This window comes from uncultured Paenalcaligenes sp., assembly GCF_947630565.1.
In the GTDB taxonomy this organism is placed as follows: domain Bacteria; phylum Pseudomonadota; class Gammaproteobacteria; order Burkholderiales; family Burkholderiaceae_B; genus Paenalcaligenes; species Paenalcaligenes faecalis.
Map to the genome: position 1 here is coordinate 1 of NZ_CANRIC010000045.1, position 18785 is coordinate 18785.

At 47.5% G+C, this 18785-nt stretch carries 23 protein-coding genes; 11 read left to right on the forward strand and 12 right to left on the reverse strand.

What is annotated here, in order from left to right:
• The 4 genes from Q0Z62_RS08610 to Q0Z62_RS08625 all read right to left on the reverse strand — a co-directional run.
• Positions 1 to 368: UTP--glucose-1-phosphate uridylyltransferase (locus tag Q0Z62_RS08610; RefSeq protein WP_298053448.1), on the reverse strand; the 368-nt coding region annotated here is incomplete at its 3' end.
• 13 nt (positions 369 to 381) lie between these two features.
• Complete coding sequence (locus Q0Z62_RS08615; protein WP_269900732.1) at positions 382 to 540, reverse strand: hypothetical protein; 159 nt, start codon at positions 538 to 540, stop codon at positions 382 to 384.
• A 19-nt stretch (positions 541 to 559) separates the two neighbouring features.
• Complete coding sequence (locus Q0Z62_RS08620) at positions 560 to 1378, reverse strand: type III pantothenate kinase (RefSeq protein WP_298053451.1); 819 nt, start codon at positions 1376 to 1378, stop codon at positions 560 to 562.
• Positions 1375 to 2265, reverse strand: coding sequence for a biotin--[acetyl-CoA-carboxylase] ligase (locus Q0Z62_RS08625; RefSeq protein WP_269900730.1), 891 nt, complete (start codon positions 2263 to 2265; stop codon positions 1375 to 1377). The genes Q0Z62_RS08620 and Q0Z62_RS08625 overlap by 4 nt, the downstream gene beginning before the upstream one ends.
• Positions 2266 to 2338: 73 nt before the next feature.
• On the opposite strand from Q0Z62_RS08625, the gene Q0Z62_RS08630 reads away from it, so the two are divergent.
• The 6 genes from Q0Z62_RS08630 to lipA all read left to right on the forward strand — a co-directional run bounded on the left by Q0Z62_RS08630 (position 2339) and on the right by lipA (position 7154).
• Positions 2339 to 3004 carry a CocE/NonD family hydrolase gene (locus Q0Z62_RS08630; protein ID WP_298053454.1) on the forward strand — a complete coding sequence of 222 codons (666 nt, stop codon included), beginning with the start codon at positions 2339 to 2341 and terminating at the stop codon, positions 3002 to 3004.
• Positions 3005 to 3124: 120 nt separating this feature from the next.
• Positions 3125 to 4321 carry a D-alanyl-D-alanine carboxypeptidase family protein gene (locus tag Q0Z62_RS08635; RefSeq protein WP_298053456.1) on the forward strand — a complete coding sequence of 399 codons (1197 nt, stop codon included), beginning with the start codon at positions 3125 to 3127 and terminating at the stop codon, positions 4319 to 4321.
• 35 nt (positions 4322 to 4356) lie between these two features.
• Positions 4357 to 5226, forward strand: coding sequence for a D-amino acid aminotransferase (locus Q0Z62_RS08640; protein ID WP_298053458.1), 870 nt, complete (start codon positions 4357 to 4359; stop codon positions 5224 to 5226).
• Positions 5227 to 5229: 3 nt separating this feature from the next.
• Complete coding sequence (locus Q0Z62_RS08645) at positions 5230 to 5502, forward strand: DUF493 family protein (protein WP_269900726.1); 273 nt, start codon at positions 5230 to 5232, stop codon at positions 5500 to 5502.
• 4 nt (positions 5503 to 5506) lie between these two features.
• Entirely contained in the window at positions 5507 to 6178 is a 672-nt protein-coding gene (gene lipB, locus Q0Z62_RS08650; RefSeq protein WP_269900725.1) for a lipoyl(octanoyl) transferase LipB, read from the forward strand.
• Positions 6171 to 7154 (forward strand): lipoyl synthase, encoded by a 984-nt coding sequence (lipA, locus tag Q0Z62_RS08655; protein WP_269900724.1) that lies wholly within the window; start codon positions 6171 to 6173, stop codon positions 7152 to 7154. Before lipB ends, lipA begins: the two co-directional genes overlap by 8 nt.
• A gap of 7 nt (positions 7155 to 7161) precedes the next feature.
• Here the strand turns inward: lipA and Q0Z62_RS08660 are convergent, their stop codons facing one another.
• The 6 genes from Q0Z62_RS08660 to Q0Z62_RS08685 all read right to left on the reverse strand — a co-directional run bounded on the left by Q0Z62_RS08660 (position 7162) and on the right by Q0Z62_RS08685 (position 12815).
• Positions 7162 to 7920, reverse strand: coding sequence for a uracil-DNA glycosylase (locus tag Q0Z62_RS08660; protein ID WP_269900723.1), 759 nt, complete (start codon positions 7918 to 7920; stop codon positions 7162 to 7164).
• A 14-nt stretch (positions 7921 to 7934) separates the two neighbouring features.
• Entirely contained in the window at positions 7935 to 8726 is a 792-nt protein-coding gene (trpC, locus tag Q0Z62_RS08665) for an indole-3-glycerol phosphate synthase TrpC (protein ID WP_298053461.1), read from the reverse strand.
• A gap of 2 nt (positions 8727 to 8728) precedes the next feature.
• Positions 8729 to 9772 (reverse strand): anthranilate phosphoribosyltransferase, encoded by a 1044-nt coding sequence (gene trpD / locus Q0Z62_RS08670; protein WP_298053463.1) that lies wholly within the window; start codon positions 9770 to 9772, stop codon positions 8729 to 8731.
• Positions 9773 to 9789: 17 nt separating this feature from the next.
• Positions 9790 to 10353 (reverse strand): aminodeoxychorismate/anthranilate synthase component II, encoded by a 564-nt coding sequence (locus Q0Z62_RS08675; protein WP_269900720.1) that lies wholly within the window; start codon positions 10351 to 10353, stop codon positions 9790 to 9792.
• Between the two features lie 20 nt (positions 10354 to 10373).
• Positions 10374 to 11891 carry an anthranilate synthase component I gene (gene trpE, locus Q0Z62_RS08680; protein WP_298053466.1) on the reverse strand — a complete coding sequence of 506 codons (1518 nt, stop codon included), beginning with the start codon at positions 11889 to 11891 and terminating at the stop codon, positions 10374 to 10376.
• A 243-nt stretch (positions 11892 to 12134) separates the two neighbouring features.
• Positions 12135 to 12815 (reverse strand): phosphoglycolate phosphatase, encoded by a 681-nt coding sequence (locus Q0Z62_RS08685; RefSeq protein WP_298053468.1) that lies wholly within the window; start codon positions 12813 to 12815, stop codon positions 12135 to 12137.
• Between the two features lie 165 nt (positions 12816 to 12980).
• Here Q0Z62_RS08685 and Q0Z62_RS08690 point away from each other — a divergent pair, with 165 nt between their 5' ends.
• Complete coding sequence (locus Q0Z62_RS08690) at positions 12981 to 13721, forward strand: EAL domain-containing protein (RefSeq protein WP_298053470.1); 741 nt, start codon at positions 12981 to 12983, stop codon at positions 13719 to 13721.
• A gap of 4 nt (positions 13722 to 13725) precedes the next feature.
• Here the strand turns inward: Q0Z62_RS08690 and rpe are convergent, their stop codons facing one another.
• Entirely contained in the window at positions 13726 to 14427 is a 702-nt protein-coding gene (gene rpe / locus Q0Z62_RS08695) for a ribulose-phosphate 3-epimerase (RefSeq protein WP_269900716.1), read from the reverse strand.
• A gap of 120 nt (positions 14428 to 14547) precedes the next feature.
• Between rpe and apaG the strand changes: the two genes are divergently transcribed.
• From apaG to Q0Z62_RS08715, 4 genes are all read left to right on the forward strand, one after another.
• Positions 14548 to 14922, forward strand: coding sequence for a Co2+/Mg2+ efflux protein ApaG (gene apaG, locus Q0Z62_RS08700; protein ID WP_269900715.1), 375 nt, complete (start codon positions 14548 to 14550; stop codon positions 14920 to 14922).
• An 11-nt stretch (positions 14923 to 14933) separates the two neighbouring features.
• Positions 14934 to 16241 carry an MltA domain-containing protein gene (locus Q0Z62_RS08705; protein WP_298053474.1) on the forward strand — a complete coding sequence of 436 codons (1308 nt, stop codon included), beginning with the start codon at positions 14934 to 14936 and terminating at the stop codon, positions 16239 to 16241.
• Entirely contained in the window at positions 16238 to 17425 is a 1188-nt protein-coding gene (locus Q0Z62_RS08710; RefSeq protein WP_298053476.1) for an FAD-dependent monooxygenase, read from the forward strand. Before Q0Z62_RS08705 ends, Q0Z62_RS08710 begins: the two co-directional genes overlap by 4 nt.
• Positions 17426 to 17507: 82 nt before the next feature.
• On the forward strand, positions 17508 to 18260 hold the full coding sequence (locus Q0Z62_RS08715) for a DsbC family protein (RefSeq protein WP_269900712.1): 753 nt from the start codon (positions 17508 to 17510) through the stop codon (positions 18258 to 18260).
• A 140-nt stretch (positions 18261 to 18400) separates the two neighbouring features.
• Here Q0Z62_RS08715 and Q0Z62_RS08720 read toward each other — a convergent pair.
• A partial coding sequence (locus Q0Z62_RS08720) for a chorismate-binding protein (RefSeq protein ID WP_298053480.1) occupies positions 18401 to 18785 on the reverse strand: 385 nt, incomplete at its 5' end.

Below are 18785 nucleotides of genomic sequence, written 5' to 3' on the forward strand. Positions count from 1 at the left end.
CCTACGATGGGAGCAGCACATAACACCGCATGACCTAAGCCTAAGGGGTTAGCTTGCCGTGTATAAATACAGTTTACATGCGCCGGAATTACATTTTGTACGATATCTAGCAGTTCGTTTTTTTGTTTGGCAGCGAGTTCAAACTCCAGTTCAGGAGCGCGATCAAAATGGTCTTCAATGGCTCGTTTGTTGCGGCCTGTGATAAAAATTAACTCGGTGACGCCAGCGGCAATGGCCTCTTCGACCGCGTACTGAATTAAGGGCTTATCCACAATGGGAAGCATTTCCTTAGGCATGGCTTTAGTCGCGGGCAAAAAACGCGTGCCTAGACCTGCAACGGGGAAAACAGCTTTGCGAATGGGTTTCATAAAAGGCGCTTAATTAAGGTGAAGGAGGGCCAACATGAATGTTGGCATGATTAAAAAAAGGCTTGGGACTGGGGGTGCGGCCTATATCATGCGGGGCTACACCAAAAAAGCCTTGACCATAAGCCAAGAGAAACAAGTTAGCGAGTAATGCCAATAATACTAAAATCCGCATGAGTGATAGTCCAGGTTTTTTAGTCGGTCAATAAGTTCTGCGTTGCCATATAAGCCAAACCATCTAGCACAGGGGTGGGCTGCCAGATGACAGGATCATCGTCTAGATTAGCGAGGCGTAGTTGCTGGGAATAGGCCTGGTATATTTCCTCTTGGATTAACTCCCAGCCACCTCCACTGCATACTAATAACGGTGTACCTCGTTGATATTGTGCTGCTAATTGCCATTGCCGCAATACGGCTCCGGCTTGAGCTGCAGCGATCCCTGAGCTAATTGCCGCCCGAGTATTAGTAGGAAAAGGGGCAATGGTTCCGATACCATTTCCTAATTTAGCGGTATTTAAGGCTAATGAGTCATACATGAGCTTGGGGCCGGGCAAAATAAGCCCGCCCACAAATCGAGCCGACTGGGTAGTACTAGCGGGCATAATGGTGTCCACGGTAGTGGCTGTTCCAAAGCTGGCATGCACAATAGGGCGTAGGGCCTCTTTTTTATGTAAGGCTAAAACACCAATTAAGGCTAGCCAACGGTCTGCCCCTAATCGTTCAGGGTATTCATAGTCATTATGCAATAAATTGCAGGCTGTGGTGGCATCTAACCAATGAACACGACAGCCTTGTTGATGCAGTAAAAGGTGCAGTTGCTCAGAGAGGGCTGGGGCTGAAACAGAAATAGCAAAGGCGTAATCAGGGCGTAAGCCATGTTGTTTAAGCCAAAGAGGCAGTTGTGGTAGTTCGGCATGGGTAAGGGCAATAGTGTGGTGTGGCTGCCTGATGCCATCCGCATCGGCATAACCGACCTTTATGCGGGTATTACCTATATCAATGAGTAGACTCATGGGGCTGCATCAGGATCAAAAGGGCGCACAGAGACCTCGCCTACAGAAATAGCATGGCTTTGATTGCCTTGACGGATGACGAGCTGACCTTGTTCGTTAATGCCGCTGCCTATGCCTGCCAGCACGACTTGATTGTTGTCTAAAATATTGAGATGCTGGTCTTTTAATCCATCTACTTTTTTATACCGTTGCACTAAGTCCTGAAAGCCGTGTGCGGTGACCTCATTCAGGGCCTGATACCATGCCTTGGCAATACGAGACGTTAACTCAGCCGCTGTAATGTCTTTTAGGGTTGGAACTTCAGCAACGATTTCAGCCCAATCGGCCACGTTTCTATTCAAGGATTGGCTTAAAGCGCGGGCATCATTAAGATTAATACCTATCCCGATGATGACAACATGATGATCGTTACTTAACGGAGAAGTACTGGCTCGGGTGACTTCAGTTAGGATGCCAGCCAGTTTTGCTTGATGCCACTGTAAATCGTTTGGCCATTTCATACTGAGCTTTGGGACATCTTGAATAGGCAGGAACGAACGTAGCGCTTCGGTGGCAGCAACCCCTGCCAAGGGGGATAAGGTCGCTAACTGGCGGGCGGGTAAAAAGACATCAAAAGCACAGGAAAACATTAAATGTGAACCATTGCTATTGACCCAGGTTCGACCTGCCCGACCTCGGCCTCGATCTTGAAAGTGAGCACCTAACAACCAAGGACGGATTAGTTGCCCGTTGCCTGATCGAGCTAATGACATCAGATCCCCATTTGTGGAGTCTGTGCGTTCTACCCACGAAATCGTAGGAAAAAAAGGCAACTGTGCTTGTAGTTGCTGGCAAAGCTCAGATGGGGATGCTAGGCCTAAGGCCGCAGAGCAGTGTTTAGATGGCATACAGGTGTTCACAAGCAAAGAAAGGGTTTTTCGTTAAAATAAAGCATATTAACTACATTATGGCATTTTAGACATGGAACGTATAAAGACGGCTCAGTACCAAGGGAAAGCAGGTGTCATTGATTGTGCAATTGATTGGCCCGAAGCAAATCAACCTATTACAGGTTGGGCTCTTATTTTACACCCGCACCCTTTGCATGGTGGTGCCAGAAATAATAAAGTCGTAACGACCATGAGTCGTGCAGCAACATTGCACGGTTTAGTGGCGCTAAGGCCTGACTTTCGTGGGGTGGGGGCTTCCGAGGGCGAATTTAACCACGGCCATGGCGAAACCCTAGACATGATAGAGGTCGTGCAGCAGTTTCAGGCGCAGTTCTCTGAGATTTGCTCTGGCCACTTTATGCTTGGTGGTTTTTCGTTTGGCACGTCTGTTGCCGCACAGCTTTACGCCACCTTAGCGAGTACCGGTCAGCGTACCCCACAGGCTTTGGTTTTAGCCGGTTGTGCAGTAGAGCGCTTTAGATTTGTTGATGAGCTTCGTGTCCCCAATCACACCTATTTAGTTCATGGTGAGGCCGATGAGGTTGTCCCTTTATCTGAAAGCATGGCGTTTGCGAAAACCCATGATTTAGCCGTTAGTGTGATTCCAGAGACGGGCCACTTTTTTCATGGCAAACTCATTTTATTACGTGAATTGGTCAGTGCGCAGTGGCAATTGGGTATGCTACGCCAAGCTTAGTTTTATTTTGTTACAAGTGCTTGCCTCTAGATGCGGCTTTCGCTTCTCTCTGACTGTACGCCCATGCCTATAATGTAAGTCATTATATTAATGTTTTGCTTACCACTATAAAGCTGAATTATGTTGAAAACAGGTCGAATTTCACTACGTCGCTATTTAGCGGCTCTCACTTTGGCATTTGCTCCTTTTGCGTTATCCGCTCAGGATATGGCAGGCGCAGCCACAGAGCCCACTTTACTCAGCGAACTATCTTCTATCCCTGCTCCCACCTTAGGTGCTAAGGCGTGGTTGAGCTTAGATGTAAACAGCAATCAAATCATTGCGGCTCATAATCTGGATGAGCGTATCGAGCCTGCCTCATTGACTAAGCTCATGACTGCTTATTTGGTGTTTCAGGCCATTGATGCGGGTAGGCTGCAGTTAGATCAAGAGGTTCATGTATCCGAAAACGCGTGGCGTACCGAAGGTTCGCGTATGTTTATCAATCCGAACACGCAGGTCAAGGTCAATGACTTACTGCAAGGGGTGATTGTCCAGTCGGGTAATGATGCCACTGTTGCCTTAGCAGAGGCGGTGGCAGGCAGTGAGGATGCATTTGCAGCACTCATGAACGAGGAAGCAAAGCGTCAGGGTTTAACCAATACCCACTTTGAAAATGGAAGCGGTCTGCCCCATCCGGATCATTTAACCTCTGTACGCGACTTAGGTATTTTGGCTAAAAACTTAGTCACGGATTTTCCTCAACATTTGCACTACTACAGCCAAAAAGAATATCTATACAATAAAATTAAACAGCCAAACCGGAACCGGTTGCTGTGGCTAGATACGACGGTAGATGGCTTGAAAACAGGCCATACCAAATCAGCAGGTTATGGCTTAGTGACGACGGCATTACGTGATGGACGCCGTATTGTGACGGTAGTGACGGGTACTGCCAATGATGCCGCACGCACCGAAGACAGTTTAAAGCTACTGAATTGGAGTTATCAAAACTTTGAGACAGTTGAACTCTATCAGCCGAATCAACCTATTGTGACGGCCCGTATTTGGGAAGGCGAGGTTGATACGGTAGGCTTAGGTCTAAAACGCTCTGTTTGGGTGACTGTGCCTCGTGGTCAATCGGGTGATATTAAACCGATGGCTCATTACACTCAGCCTTTAATGGCCCCCGTAAGCCAAGATCAGCAGGTAGGTACGGTGGCATTTAGCTTAGGCGGACAAGTGATCGCAAACGAGCCGTTATTAGCGCTAAATAACGTTCCCCAAGCTGGGTTTATGGGGCGTATGATTGATAAAGTTCGTATGTGGTTTAACTAATATATTCATTCCCTTTTGTTGTTAACGAGGTAATCATGATTGCAAACGTAGATCCAAACACGATCGTCTATCTAAACGGAGACTATACGCGCTTAGCTGACGCTAAAGTTTCGGTGTTGGATCGCGGTTTTATTTTTGGTGACGGTATTTATGACGTAGTGCCAGCTTATAAAGGCCAAGCCTTTCGTATGGACGAGCACTTAGGCCGCCTAGAACGAAGCCTAAAACTGATTGGTTTAGAGGTAAATTACACTCGTCAAGACTGGGAAAAGCTGGTGCTAGATATGCTAGCGCGCGTCAGCCAAGGTCAGGACTGCATGGTGTATTTGCATGTGACACGTGGTGCAGCTAAACGCGATCATGCGTTCCCTGCGAATGCGACCCCGACGGTGTTTTGTATGGTGACTCCTTTTGAGCGTCCTTCTGTGGCGCGTGAAAAAGGCTTAACCGCGATTTCTATTCCTGATGTGCGTTGGTTAATGTGTCATATCAAATCTATTTCGTTGTTGGGTAACGTATTGGCACGCCAGCAGGCGGTTGATGCAGGTGTAGACGAGGTCATTCAGTTCCGTGATGGATATATGACCGAGGGCTCATCTACGAATATCTGGGTGGTAAAAGACGGGGTATTATTGGCGCCTCCGCGTGATAATTTGATCCTAGAGGGGATTCGTTACCGTTTACTCGAGGAACTGGCCGCCAAAGCAGGTATTCCCTTCGAGGCTCGTCCGATCTCAGAGGCCGAGGTCGAAGCCGCCGATGAACTTTTGCTGACATCTGCCACCAAAGAAGTCTTACCGATTTTGCAATACAACGGTAAACCCGTTGGTACAGGTCAATTAGGTCCAGTCTATCAGGCATTACGTGCTGGCTATGATCAGATACTGGATCAACTAGAGGGCTAACACATGGAAATTAAACCCGAAGATTCTCTTATTGAATACCCGTCCGAGTTCCCCATTAAAGTGATGGGCAAAGCGGTGCCCGAGTTTTCTCAGGTGCTGACGGAATTAGTTCTGGAACATGACCCACGTTTTGATCCCGCTACATTGGAAATGCGTCCAAGCGGCAAAGGCAATTATGTGGGGTTAACGTTCCGTGTTTGGGCTACCTCACGAGAGCAGCTTGACACCTTATACCGTGCCTTACATGGTCATCCTTTAGTTTCAATTGTTATGTAGCTGTATGGCATTACAGTTACGTTGGCTGTCTGGTCAGCCTGATTTTGAAACGATTTGGCAGGCCATGCAGGACTATACCAACGCGCGCACGGCGGATAGCCCAGATGAAATTTGGTTACTGGAGCATCCGCCGGTGTACACCTTGGGACAAGCCGGTAAGCCAGAGCATATTCTGAATCCTCAGACGATTCCGGTTGTGAAAACAGATCGTGGAGGTCAGGTTACCTATCATGGTCCCGGGCAACTGATTGCGTACTGTTTGATTGATTTACGTCGCCAAGGCATTTATGTACGCGAGTACGTGACTCGCCTAGAGGACGCTATTATTGCGACATTGGCTCACTTTTCTATACCTAGCCAACGTAAAGACAATGCCCCTGGGGTCTATGTACAAGGCAAACAGGTGTTGAATAACCTCTATGGTAGGGATGAATTGGTTAAGATTGCTGCCTTGGGTGTTAAAATACGCAATGGTCGCAGTTATCACGGTTTGTCATTAAATGTGGATATGGATTTGCGTCCCTTTTTAGGGATAAATCCCTGCGGTTATGCAGGCTTAGGTACCACCGATATGCAGGCTTGCGGTCAATCATTGACACTATCTCAGGTAGGTCAGGTCTTGTCCTTACAGCTAAAGCATCAATTTAGCGCACACACAGAAAACGTTTATGAATAATGTGAACTCTCCCAAACCTACCGTGCGTCCACGCGACTACGATCCAACTCGTAAGCAAAAGGCCGAAGATAAAACCTCGCGTTTGCCCGTTAAGTTCGAGCAAACCGAGCGACTAAAAAAACCCGATTGGATTCGTGTTAAGGCCGCCGCACCTAATTCTCGTTTTTACGACATTAAAACGATTTTGCGCGAACGCAAGCTATTTACTGTTTGCGAGGAAGCCTCCTGTCCGAACATTGGTGAGTGTTTTGGTAAGGGGACTGCCACGTTCATGATTATGGGTGATAAATGTACACGTCGCTGCCCATTTTGTGATGTAGGGCATGGTCGTCCTGACCCATTAGATACGGATGAGCCAGCCAACCTAGCCAAAGCGATTGGGGCAATGCGATTGTCTTATGTCGTCGTGACCTCTGTGGATAGAGACGATTTACGTGATGGGGGCGCCGCGCATTTTGCTGAGTGTATTGCTCAGGTACGGGAACACTCCTCACACACCACTATCGAAGTTTTGGTTCCGGATTTTCGTGGCCGTCTCGATAAGGCATTGGATATTTTTGAACAAAGCCCACCGGATGTGATGAATCATAATCTGGAAACGATTCCGCGTTTATATAAACAGGCTCGTCCCGGCGCGGACTATGAGCACTCGCTAAAACTGTTGTCGCAGTTTAAAGAGCGTTGTCCCGATGTACCGACTAAATCGGGGTTGATGGTTGGTTTAGGTGAAACTAACGAGGAAATTCTTGAGGTTATGCGTGATTTGCGTAAGCATAACGTCAATATGCTTACGATTGGTCAATACCTGCAGCCGTCAGAACATCATTTGCCCGTGATGCGTTATGTCACCCCAGACGAGTTCAAGTACCTCGAAGAGCAAGCCTATGAAATGGGCTTTACTCATGCTGCTATTGGTGCGATGGTACGTTCTTCATACCATGCGGATCAGCAGGCCGAAGCAGCGGGTGTTGCCTAATACGGTTTCAAAGCCAGCTAATTGGTTTTTCTCCGTGTTGCTCTAGCCATTCGTTGCACTGCATAAAATGCCCATTCCCAATAAAGGGAGTGGGCTTTCTTTTTGCTGATAAAGGTGAGGGGTGGTTTGAGTGCAGGCTTAATACCGGTGCGGTGGCGTACTCATCAATTAGAGGTTGTTTGGCTTGGGCATGATTGCCCCACAGCATAAACACCTTAGGGGTTGCTAAGGTCAGAATATGACGCAAAATGCCATCACTGATGTATTCCCACCCTTTGTTTGCATGAGAGGCGGCTTTACCGTCCTCTACAGTGAGAGAAGTATTGAGTAGCAACACACCCTGTTTAGCCCATGCGCTTAGATCATGTTGAGGAGGTTGATTTGCGTATTCTGGGTACTCAAGGTGCAGCTCTTCGTAGATATTACGTAGACTAGGCGGACGTGCTATGTAGTCCGGCACAGAAAAGGCCAAGCCTTGAGCTTGGCCTGGGCCGTGATACGGGTCTTGGCCTAAGATGACCACTTTGATGTCCTCGGGCTGACTGAGCGTAAGGGCATAGAAAGGGTTGGCAGGATAGATCACCGCCCCAGCAGACAATCGCTGTTTGAGCCAATGGTCTAGTAACTGTAATTTAGACTGCAAGGGCTCTTGTTGGAGTACCTGTTGCCAGCTGGGGGATAATGCCGCAACCAAAGGCTGTAGAGAGCCGGCTAATTGATTAAGCGTTTCTGGCTGATCTAACAGCCCTAGTTGTTGCATTTGCATAGGGGAATATCTGTTTAGTTAAAAAACAATTGTTCCAACGCCACCCCTGGATCGGGCTGACGCATAAAGGCCTCACCCACTAAAAACGCGTTAACTTTATGATCGCGCATGGTTTTTACATCGTCAGCATTAAGAATACCACTTTCTGTAATGACGAGTTTGTCTTCTGGGATTAAATCCAGCAACTGAATGGTATTTTGGATACTGGTCTCAAAGGTGCGCAAGTCACGGTTATTGATGCCTAACAGTACACTTTTCATGTTTAGGGCAATATCTAGCTCGGCTTGATCATGCACCTCGACTAATACGTCCATACCTAGCTCGTTGGCTAAGGCTTCGTATTCTAAAAGCTGGTTGAGGCTGAGAGCAGCAACAATTAACAAAATACAATCTGCCCCAATGGCGCGAGCATGAATGATTTGATAGGGGTCGACCATAAAGTCTTTGCGCAAAATGGGCAGAGCACATGCAGCACGGGCTTGACGCAAATGATCGTAAGAGCCTTGGAAGTATTGCATATCGGTTAATACAGATAGGCAGGCTGCGCCATGAGCGGCATAAGAGGTCGCGATTTCCGTAGGGTTGAAATTCTCACGGATAATGCCTTTGGAGGGCGAGGCTTTTTTTACCTCAGCAATAATAGCGGGTTTATCTTGGCTAATTTTATATTGCAGAGCACGAGCAAAACCACGCACGTCTTTACGACTTTTGGCTTCGCGCAATAGATCGGCTTCGCTACGTAATTGACGAGCAGCAGCGACTTCTTCTTTTTTTGTTTGTAGGATTTTAGCGAGAATATCGTTCATGCCTAGATTTTCCGAGTATAGGTGCAAAATTCGTCTAGTTTAGCGCGAGCTGCACCACTAGCGATGGTATCAAATGCGATTTTTAAGCCAGATTCAATGGAATCCGCGCCATTGCCTGCGTAAATAGCGAGCCCCGCATTAAAGGCCACAATATCACGAGCTGTGCCTTCGGTGTTAGATAGTGCCTCTTTAATCATAAGGGCGGACTCTTCACTGGAATTAACACGAATGCTACGGTTAGAACTCATGGCCATTCCAAAATCCTCTGGATGGATTTCGTATTCCGTGACGCGATCATTTTTTAGTTCGCCAACCATTGTAGCGGCACCAGTGGAGGCCTCGTCCATTCCGTCACGGCCATGAACAATTAAAACGTGTTTGGCTCCTAGGCGCTGCATAGCTCGCACTTGAATCCCAACTAGGTCAGGGTGAAAAACCCCCATCAGTTGATTTGCCGCATTCGCAGGATTAGTTAAAGGCCCTAGTATATTAAATATAGTGCGTACACCCAACTCCTTGCGTATGGCAGCTACGTTTTTCATGGCGGAATGATGGGCAGGAGCGAACATAAAGCCAATACCAATGTCTTCTATACTCTGAGCCACTTGTTCTGGGTGCAGATCTAAATTGGCCCCTAGCGTTTCTAGGACGTCCGCACTACCAGAGGATGAGGAAGCACTTCGACCACCGTGTTTTGCGACCTTAACGCCTGCAGCTGCAACCACAAACATGGCGGCCGTAGAGATATTAAATGTGTTGCTACCGTCTCCGCCTGTGCCACACATATCTAAAAGATGTTCCGGATTATGTGCAATCACGGGTAATGCGAATTCGCGCATGACTTCGGCGGCAGCGGCTATTTCACCAATGGTTTCCTTTTTGACACGTAAACCCATCAGTAGGGCGCTAGCCATTACGGGAGACATTTCACCCCGCATGAGCATACGCATTAAATGCAACATCTCATCATGGAATATCTCGCGATGCTCAATACAACGCACTAAGGCTTCATTTGGAGTGATGAGGTTGGCTTTATCTTGTTTCATGACTTGTCTCTTTAGACTTATTGATTTAGAAAGTTTTGCAGTAGTTCGTGACCGTATTCGCTAAGAATGGATTCGGGGTGAAATTGCACGGCGCTGATAGCCAGTTCTTTATGGCGTAGTCCCATAATTTCACCATCTTCAGTTTGCGCTGTGATTTCAAGGCAGGCGGGTAGTGATTCGGCCTCTACGGCTAAGGAGTGGTAGCGAGTGACCGTCATGGGGCTAGCTAGCCCCGTAAATACATCATTGCCGTTATGTGTGATGGCACTGACTTTGCCATGCATGACTTGTTTAGCATGGATCACACGACCTCCAAAGGCTTGGGCTATGGCCTGATGGCCTAGACAGACACCTAATATGGGTTTTTTACCTGCAAAATGACGAATGACGGCTAACGTCAGACCAGCACTATCAGGGTTGCCAGGGCCTGGGGAGAGACAGATATAGTCAGGATTGAGTGCCTCAATGTCTTCGATGGTGCATTGGTCATTTCGAGCGACCTGCACTGGCATACCGAGTTCTTCAAAATATTGAACGAGGTTATAGGTGAATGAGTCGTAGTTATCAAGCATAAATAACATGGTGAAATCCTTTGGCTGATTTAAATAGGTTCGTCTAAACCAAACTGAACTTGTTCTGCGGCACGTAGCATCGCGCGCGCTTTTGCTTCTGTTTCTTGCCATTCCGCTTCGGGGCTAGAGTCGGCAACAATGCCAGCAGCGGCTTGTACATACAGCATGCCGTTTTGAATGACTCCAGTACGTATCGCGATGGCTAAGTCCATTTCACCACCGTAACTTAGGTAACCAGCAGCGCCACCGTAGATGCCGCGACGCACTGGCTCTAGCTCATCAATTAATTGCATGGCGCGTACTTTAGGGGCGCCGGTTAATGTGCCAGCAGGAAAGCTGGCTTTGAGCACATCCATGTTGCTCATGTTGTCCTGTAGTTCTCCACACACGTTGGAGACGAGGTGTTGCACGTGTGAATAACGTTCTACGCTCATGGCGTCAGTGACCTCAACGGTTCCCGCTTTAGCAATGCGCCCAATGTCATTACGGGCCAGATCAATGAGCATGACGTGCTCAGCTCGCTCTTTGGGGTCTGCTTGTAGTTCAGCGGCAAGACGAAGGTCTTCTTCAGGCGTAGCTCCACGCTTACGTGTGCCTGCTAGAGGTCGTATGGTGACATGCTGCTTTTCCTCACCTTGCACTACATTTTTTTCATGGCGTACTAAAATTTCAGGAGAGGAGCCAACGACTTGAAAGTCGTCAAAGTTCCAAAAGTACATGTAAGGAGAGGGGTTTAATGAACGTAGAGCACGGTAGAGTGATAAAGGCGCATCACGAAATGGTTTTGTGATGACTTGGCCAATTTGAATCTGCATTACTTCGCCGTCGGTGATGTATTGTTTTGCTTTAGCGACGGTAGATAAGTAATCCTCTTTGGCAAAATCACGCTGCTCAAAGGTTTCCATACTGGCGTAAGAGTAAGGGATTGTTACGGGATGACGTAGCTTTTCACGTAAATCACGTAAGCGACGACGCGCATTGGTGTAGCTTTCTGCTTCGTTGGGATTAGCGTAGACGATCAAGTAAGTGCGACCGGCTAAGTTATCCACAATGACTAACTCATCAATGTGCAACAACATGATGTCGGGTGTTCCCGTTTGGCCTGCTGGAAACGGTTTGGCATTGATACCAAGAGAAGGCTCAATGTGGCGCACAGTATCGTAGCCAAAGTAGCCTGCTAGACCACCACAAAATCGCGGCATGCCGGGGCGTAAAGCGACTTTAAAGCGTTTTTGGTATTGCTCAATAAAGTCTAAAGGGTTGCCTTGTGCTGTTTCAACAATTTGCCCATCAACCAAGACCTCTGTGGTTGTGCCTGTGGCACGAATGACGGTTTTAGCAGGTAGGCCAATAAAGGAGTAACGACCAAACTGTTCACCGCCAACGACGGATTCCATCAGGCAGCTGTTGACCCCTTGTTCGCTGCTGTTATGAGCCAGTTTTAGGTAAATCGATAGCGGAGTATCGAGGTCTGCGTAGGTTTCAACGATCAGAGGAATGCGGTTGAAACCTTGGGCGGCAAGAGCTTTAAATTCAATTTCTGTCATGTGTAGGCCTACTGTGAGTCAAAAAAGTTACAGTGAGCCGAGCTATGAATACAAAAAAGCCCGGCTCTTAACGAGTTCCGGGCTTTTTGCGCCTAAGCGTAAAAAAATGAAATTACATTTTTATATTACACAGAGAGCGTCAACGCAGCTGTCCCGGAACCCGAACGCCACCAGCGCCAATAGGCGCCATAGATGGAATAGGAGTTACGGTTTAGTTGCATTAGGTATTTGGTCTTTAAATAATTAACGATCAGAGCGAGCCGCCCATTGGGCAGCCTCGGCAATGCTAGAAACTATACCATCACAATCTAAAGTTTGCACGCTTTTGCCTTCGTTGTAGCCGTAAGGCACAATCAGCACGTCTATATTGGCACGGCGAGCCGCAATGCTGTCATTGCTAGAGTCACCGATGACCAAGGCGTCTGAAGGCGCTATACCAAGCTGCTCGCAAGCATATAAAAAGGGTATGGGGTGTGGTTTTTTTTCTGCACAGGTATTGCCTCCGACGACGACTTCGAAATAAGAAGCAATCCCCATTTGCTCAATAAGAGCAGGAACAAACTCAATGGGTTTGTTGGTGACAATCGCCAAGCGACAGCCCGCAGCTTTAAAGGCCTCTAGGCCGTCAATCACCCCATCAAAAACAGTAGAAACGGTATGGGTTAATTGTTCGTGATAATGTTTTTTGAATAAGGTACGAGCCAGATCGTAGCTTTCAGGGCTGGGCTCATCCTCTTTAGAGAACTCCGCCAGAGCTAACCAGATGAGGTGATCCATACCTTTACCTAAAAAGGTACTAAGGCGTTGAGCCGGGATCTGCGGTAGACCCATCTCAAGCAACATTGCATTGACTCCGCCCGCAATGTCGGGAATAGAGTCGACTAAAGTACCGTCCAAATCAAACAGCACAGCTGAGTAGCGCATCTTTTTGCTCCTGCAATGAAAAGAATCCTAATAGTGTACCGCGGCCCATAAAGCGAGTAGTACTTATACTTATTTGATGGTAATTGTTTAAATTGACACAATCTGTCATTATTATGCCTTTACAGTTCATAACAATTGCTATTGGTTAAAGAGATGTAGGTAATCATGAAGGCTGCTCTTGAGGCGGTGTTACGAGATGAAACGTTAACACCATTATTTCAACCTATAGTGGATATACGCAGCCAGAAAGTGATTGGCTATGAGGCCTTAATTAGAGGGCCGGTGAACACACATTTGCATATGCCGATTGTGTTGTTTAGCGTAGCTAAAAAATATGGCAAAACCCAAGAGCTAGAGCAGTTGTGTTGCCGGTTGCAGATGGCTAAATTTATCGAGTTGGGGCTACAAGGGTTATTGTTTTTAAATTTGAGCCCCGAGTTGTTTATTGATCTGTCACGGGTATTTTCAGGGCAGATTCCCCCTTGGCTAGATAAAAGCACAGATCATAATCGACTGAAAATAGTAGTAGAGCTGAGCGAGAGTGAGCTTACCCGAGACTATGATCAACTACGCATTGCGGCAGAGCGCTGTCGTCGTCAGGGTATTCAGTTTGCTATTGATGATTTAGGCGAGGGCTACGCCTCATTACGATTGTGGTCAGAGCTACAGCCCGAGTTTGTGAAATTAGACCGTTATTTTGCGCATCATATCCACCGTCACCCGTTTAAACAACAACTATTAAAAGCGATCAGTGAGGTGGCATTACAAAATAAAACGTTTGTGATTGCCGAAGGCATTGAGCAAGAGTGTGAGCTGGGTGTGTTGCAGATAATAGGTGTTAGCCATGGCCAAGGCTTTTACCTTGGCCATCCGGTGGAAAATCCACTACTAAAGACAAAGCAATAATACGCTAAGCGCTTAGGCTATCTGCCGCTAAAATTTCAGCACGCATGGCTTGGACTTCTGCAGCGTAATCCTCTTTGCTAAAAATAGCTGAACCCGCCACAAAGGTATCTGCACCCGCAGCCCGAATCTCACGAATATTAGTGGCAGTCACGCCCCCATCCACTTGTAAGCGGATTGGCTGTCCACCTTGATCTACCCAGCGATCAATACGCGCACGGACCTGACGTACCTTGTCTAAGGTGGTGGGGATAAATTTTTGACCACCAAAACCTGGGTTCACTGACATTAATAAAATTAGGTCTAGTTTGTCCATGACGTAATCGAGGTGATGCAGAGGGGTGGCTGGATTTAGCACTAAGCCCGCTTTACAGCCGTGATCACGAATTAACGATAAAGTGCGATCTACGTGATGGGAGGCATCAGGGTGAAAGCTAATTAGGTTGGCTCCTGCCTTTGCAAAAGGCTCAACTAAACTATCTACAGGCTCAATCATTAAATGCACATCGATGGGAGCATCTGTATGCGGGCGTAGCGCCGCGCAAACCATTGGGCCAAAGCTTAGATTGGGGACGTAGTGATTATCCATCACATCAAAATGAATCCAGTCAGCGCCTGCGGCGATAACATCACGGACTTCTTCGCCTAGACGAGCAAAGTCGGCAGCTAGGATACTGGGGGCGATACAAGCAGGTTGGATATGAGACATGGCAGTACTATGTAAAAATGAGGGTTACAATGCGCACAGCAAGTGTGTATTGACCATTGCTGTGGTGTAATACATAGTGGCATTGTAAACAGCAAACAGACATGGAGCTAAGTTATTTGTATGCAGCCTGATGACATTGTGGTGAACGTAACCCCTCAGTATTTACCGGATCAATCTGAGCCTGATAATCAGCACTATGTATTTGCTTACCGAGTCGTGGTGCGCAATAACAGTGCGCAAGCCGTTCAGTTGATTAGTCGCCATTGGGTGATTACCGATGGCACTCAGCGGGTACAAGAGGTACGTGGTTTAGGCGTGGTAGGTAAGCAACCCTTGATTGCAGCTGGCGAAAGCTTTGAGTACAGCAGTGGCTGTCCGTTACCCACCCCTATTGGCACCATGAAAGGCGAGTTCCATTTTGTGGGTGAAAATGGGGTGCCCTTTGATGTCTCTATTGCCGAGTTTGTTTTAGCCTTGCCCCGTACTTTGCATTAATCGAGATTGTGATGAGTTCATTACGAAATATCAGCTTAGGAATTTTTGCTGTGCTGCTGTCTGCATGCACAACAACGACGTCGGACTCTACCCGACCTGCCAGTATGGGATCAGTGAGTTCTGATCCTAAGGTGGACATTGCCACCCAACCCCTACGAGTTCCGGATTTGGCTGGATTGCCTGAGACGCCAGCACGTCCATTATCCAGCCGATTTCAGTCCGTAGGCTGGGGCGCACTACCTGATTGGAATAATGATAATTTAGAGCATGTCTGGAAAGGATTCATCAATAACTGCAAGGGCTTAATGCGTCCCGTTAGCGGTTCATTGGCGATGCCAGCACGTGCTACGCCCAGAGCATGGCAGCCTGTTTGTTTGGCTGCTCAAAATAGTGGGATGAGTGTTGATAGCAAAGACACCCAAAAAATCCGCCAATTCCTAGAGACACATTTGCAGCCTTGGCGTTTACTCGATGGCAGTGGTAAGGTTGCTAAAAATACGGTTACGGGCTATTACGAGCCGCTAATTCGAGCTTCTAAACGTAAACACGGTGATTATCAGTGGCCTCTCTATGCGGTCCCGGATGACTTATTAACTATCGATTTAGGTGGTTTATACCCCGAATTAGCCGGAAAACGAATTCGCGGTAAGGTTGTGGATGGTAATCGTGTCGTTCCTTATGACACACGGGGCGAAATTACATCAAACGCGGCTCGTCAACCTCAGGTTTTGGCATGGGCAAATGATCCTGTAGAGGCTTTTTTCTTACAGATTCAGGGGTCAGGGCGTGCTGTTTTAGAAAATGGCAGCGCGGTGCGTTTAGCCTACGGAGATCACAATGGTCATCCGTATAGCTCGATTGGTAAATGGCTGGCAGATAAAGGCGAACTTCCTTTAGCTCAAACCTCCATGCAAAATATTAAAAAATGGGCTAAAGACAATCCGCATCGTGTGCACGAGATGTTGAATGTGAACAAAGCAATGGTGTTCTTTAACGAGGAACATATTACCGACCCCATTTTAGGGCCGAAGGGGGCTTATGGCATTCCGCTCATTGCAGAGCGCGCAGTAGCGATTGACCCCACCTTCGTGCCGTTAGGGACACCCGTTTATTTAGCAACGCAGTATCCCGCAACTCAACAGCCTTTGCGTAAATTGGTGTTTGCACAGGATACCGGTGCTGCGATTAAAGGGGCGGCTCGTACAGACTTTTACTGGGGTACGGGTGATCAAGCCGGAGCCCAGGCAGGTCGTATGAAACAAAATGGTGAAATGTGGGTGCTTTGGCCCAAACAAGCTGGGACCCCAAGCGCACGATGAAACATGAACATATCTTAGTTTGTGGGGGTGGACTCGCTGGTATGGCCTGCGCCTTAGCCTTGAAAAAAGCGGGCTTTTCCCCTCGGATTCTTGCACCCGCCTATAAACCAATGGTTTTGGCGGCACATCAATATCACCCACGGGTCTATGCCCTTTCAGCAACCAGTCAGGCCTTTTTAAATGAGCTAGGTGTGTGGTCCTTAATGGATGCCGCGCGCATCACGCCCGTTTCAGGAATGGAGCTGTATGGGGATGGCGACGGCTTTGTGCAATTGGATTCGTGGCAAAACGCACAGTCTACCTTGACGTGGATTGTGGAGTCCGGAGAAATAGAGCGCGTCTTACATCAGGCCCTCCAAGTTTATAGCGTACCGTGGCAAGACGACTTTTTCGATCAATTAACGGCCACCGGTATTCAAACTAAAGGTGGTGTGCAAATACCGGCTGATTTGATTATAGGGGCTGATGGGGCGCGCTCTCAGTTGCGAGCTAAAGCCCATATCGAACATCAGGCTAGACCCTATAAACATAATGGGGTGGTGGCTCATTTGGATGCACAGTTACCGCATCAACATATCGCTTATCAATGGTTTGTAGGTGATGCTGTCTTAGCATTGCTACCTATGCCTGACACCGATCGGGGCCCTCAGGTGTCGATGGTCTGGTCTGTGCAAGAGTCACAAGCCAATGATTTCATGGCACGAGATCGGGCGGCGCAAGCAGCACATCTTCAATCACTTCTGGGTGCATTAACTCAGCATCGCTTGGGTTCTCTTAGGTTGCGTAGCGAGCCCTTTTCTTTTCCTTTGACCTTAGAGCGCAGTGCAATGATTGCCCCTAAAGTGGCGTTGATTGGGGATGCTGCTCATCGGGTACACCCGTTGGCAGGCCAAGGGTTAAATCTAGGTTTAGGTGACATAGAGGAATTAGTACGCGTCTTATCAACCAAAGCCTCCTATCAGTCGGTAGGGGATAGTCGAGTTTTGGAACGTTATCGCCGAGCGCGGGTCGAACCCATTATGGCAATGCGCTGGGTGACTCATGGGCTGCATCAGCTATTTAGTCTACCCGGAGCGCCTATTGCTTTTGCTCGTAATGTGGGTATGAATATGGTGAATAAAGTCCCTTTTATTAAACGTCAGCTCATCGAGGGCGCGGCGGGTAGAAAAACGGGGTTTTTCTAAGATTTAACCTAGGCTATACGCCCATTTTGATTAATATTTATAGATAAGACATTTGGCCTCATTCGCCAAAGCAGGAGAAAACATGAAATTGCGCTTAGCAGCAGGTATGCTGGCATTGACAATGGGTTTTGGGGCAGTAAACGCATGGGCAGAACCCAAAGCAGCGACGGTATCCTCTGCCGTCCTAGAGCAAGCTAAAAAACGCTTTGAGACAGAGTTTGAGGGCATCGAAGTTGACGAGGTCTCACCTACGCCATTTCCGGGCATTCTTGAATTACGTTTAGGTAATGATGTGTTGTACACCAATGAAAAGGTGGATTTTGTTTTACAGGGTTCATTGGTAGATGTGCAAACTCGTACGGATTTAACTGCGCAGCGTGTTGAGGAATTAAACCGAGTGGATTTTGCTAACTTACCTTTGGATAAGGCCATTAAAATGGTAAAAGGGGATGGTAAACAGCAGATTGCCATTTTCGAGGATCCGAATTGTATTTATTGTAAACGGCTACATCAAAGTCTAGAGAACATCGATAATATTACCGTGTACTCGTTCTTGTTTCCCATTCTAACGCCAGACTCTAGAGTGAAATCTGAGCACGTTTGGTGTGCAGACGATCGTGCTGCTGCCTGGAGTGCCTGGATGAAAGATGGCACAAAGCCAGCCGAGAAAACCTGCGATACACCTATAGATGAACTGTTGGCTTTTGGTATGAAACTAGGCGTACAAGGGACACCAGCGATCTTTTTTGCCGATGGCTCACGTGCTAATGGTTGGCTGCCAGAGGACAAGCTAAAAGAGCGTTTAGCCGAGGCAGAGAAAAATAAGCAGAACTAAAAAGCAAAGCTAACAAAGCTTGACGAAGATCTGCTTTTCCTATTGGCCTCCTATGAAAAGTACCAAGCAAGCCGTTATCGTTTTTCAGAGTGTAACAACATGCAACGATGTATGTCGTCGTCTCAAGCAGATGGATTTTGCTAATGTGTGTGTGGTCGATAATGCAACTGAACTACGCAAACAGCTAAGAAATAAAAACGAAGAGTTGATTTTATCCAGCCAACAGCCCCCGCAAAAAAACCTCGATCTTGTTGCTCAATGGCTTCTATGTGATCTCTGGCTTCTTTAGTGGGATGACCGCATACAGCCGGAGTGGGGTGGATAGCTAAAGCCAGTGTTAAGGCATCAGCATAGGGTGCTTTTAACTGACCCCGGATTTCTGTGGATAAATGCCAGAGAGTGGCCGTAGAAATCAGATGCGGAGTTTTTGCTGCCTCAATCGAGTCACAAAAAGGCGCCAACGCTTCGATAATATTTTCAATAACGATGGCGTGTTCTTGCTGATCTTTTTTAGACTCCAGTAGT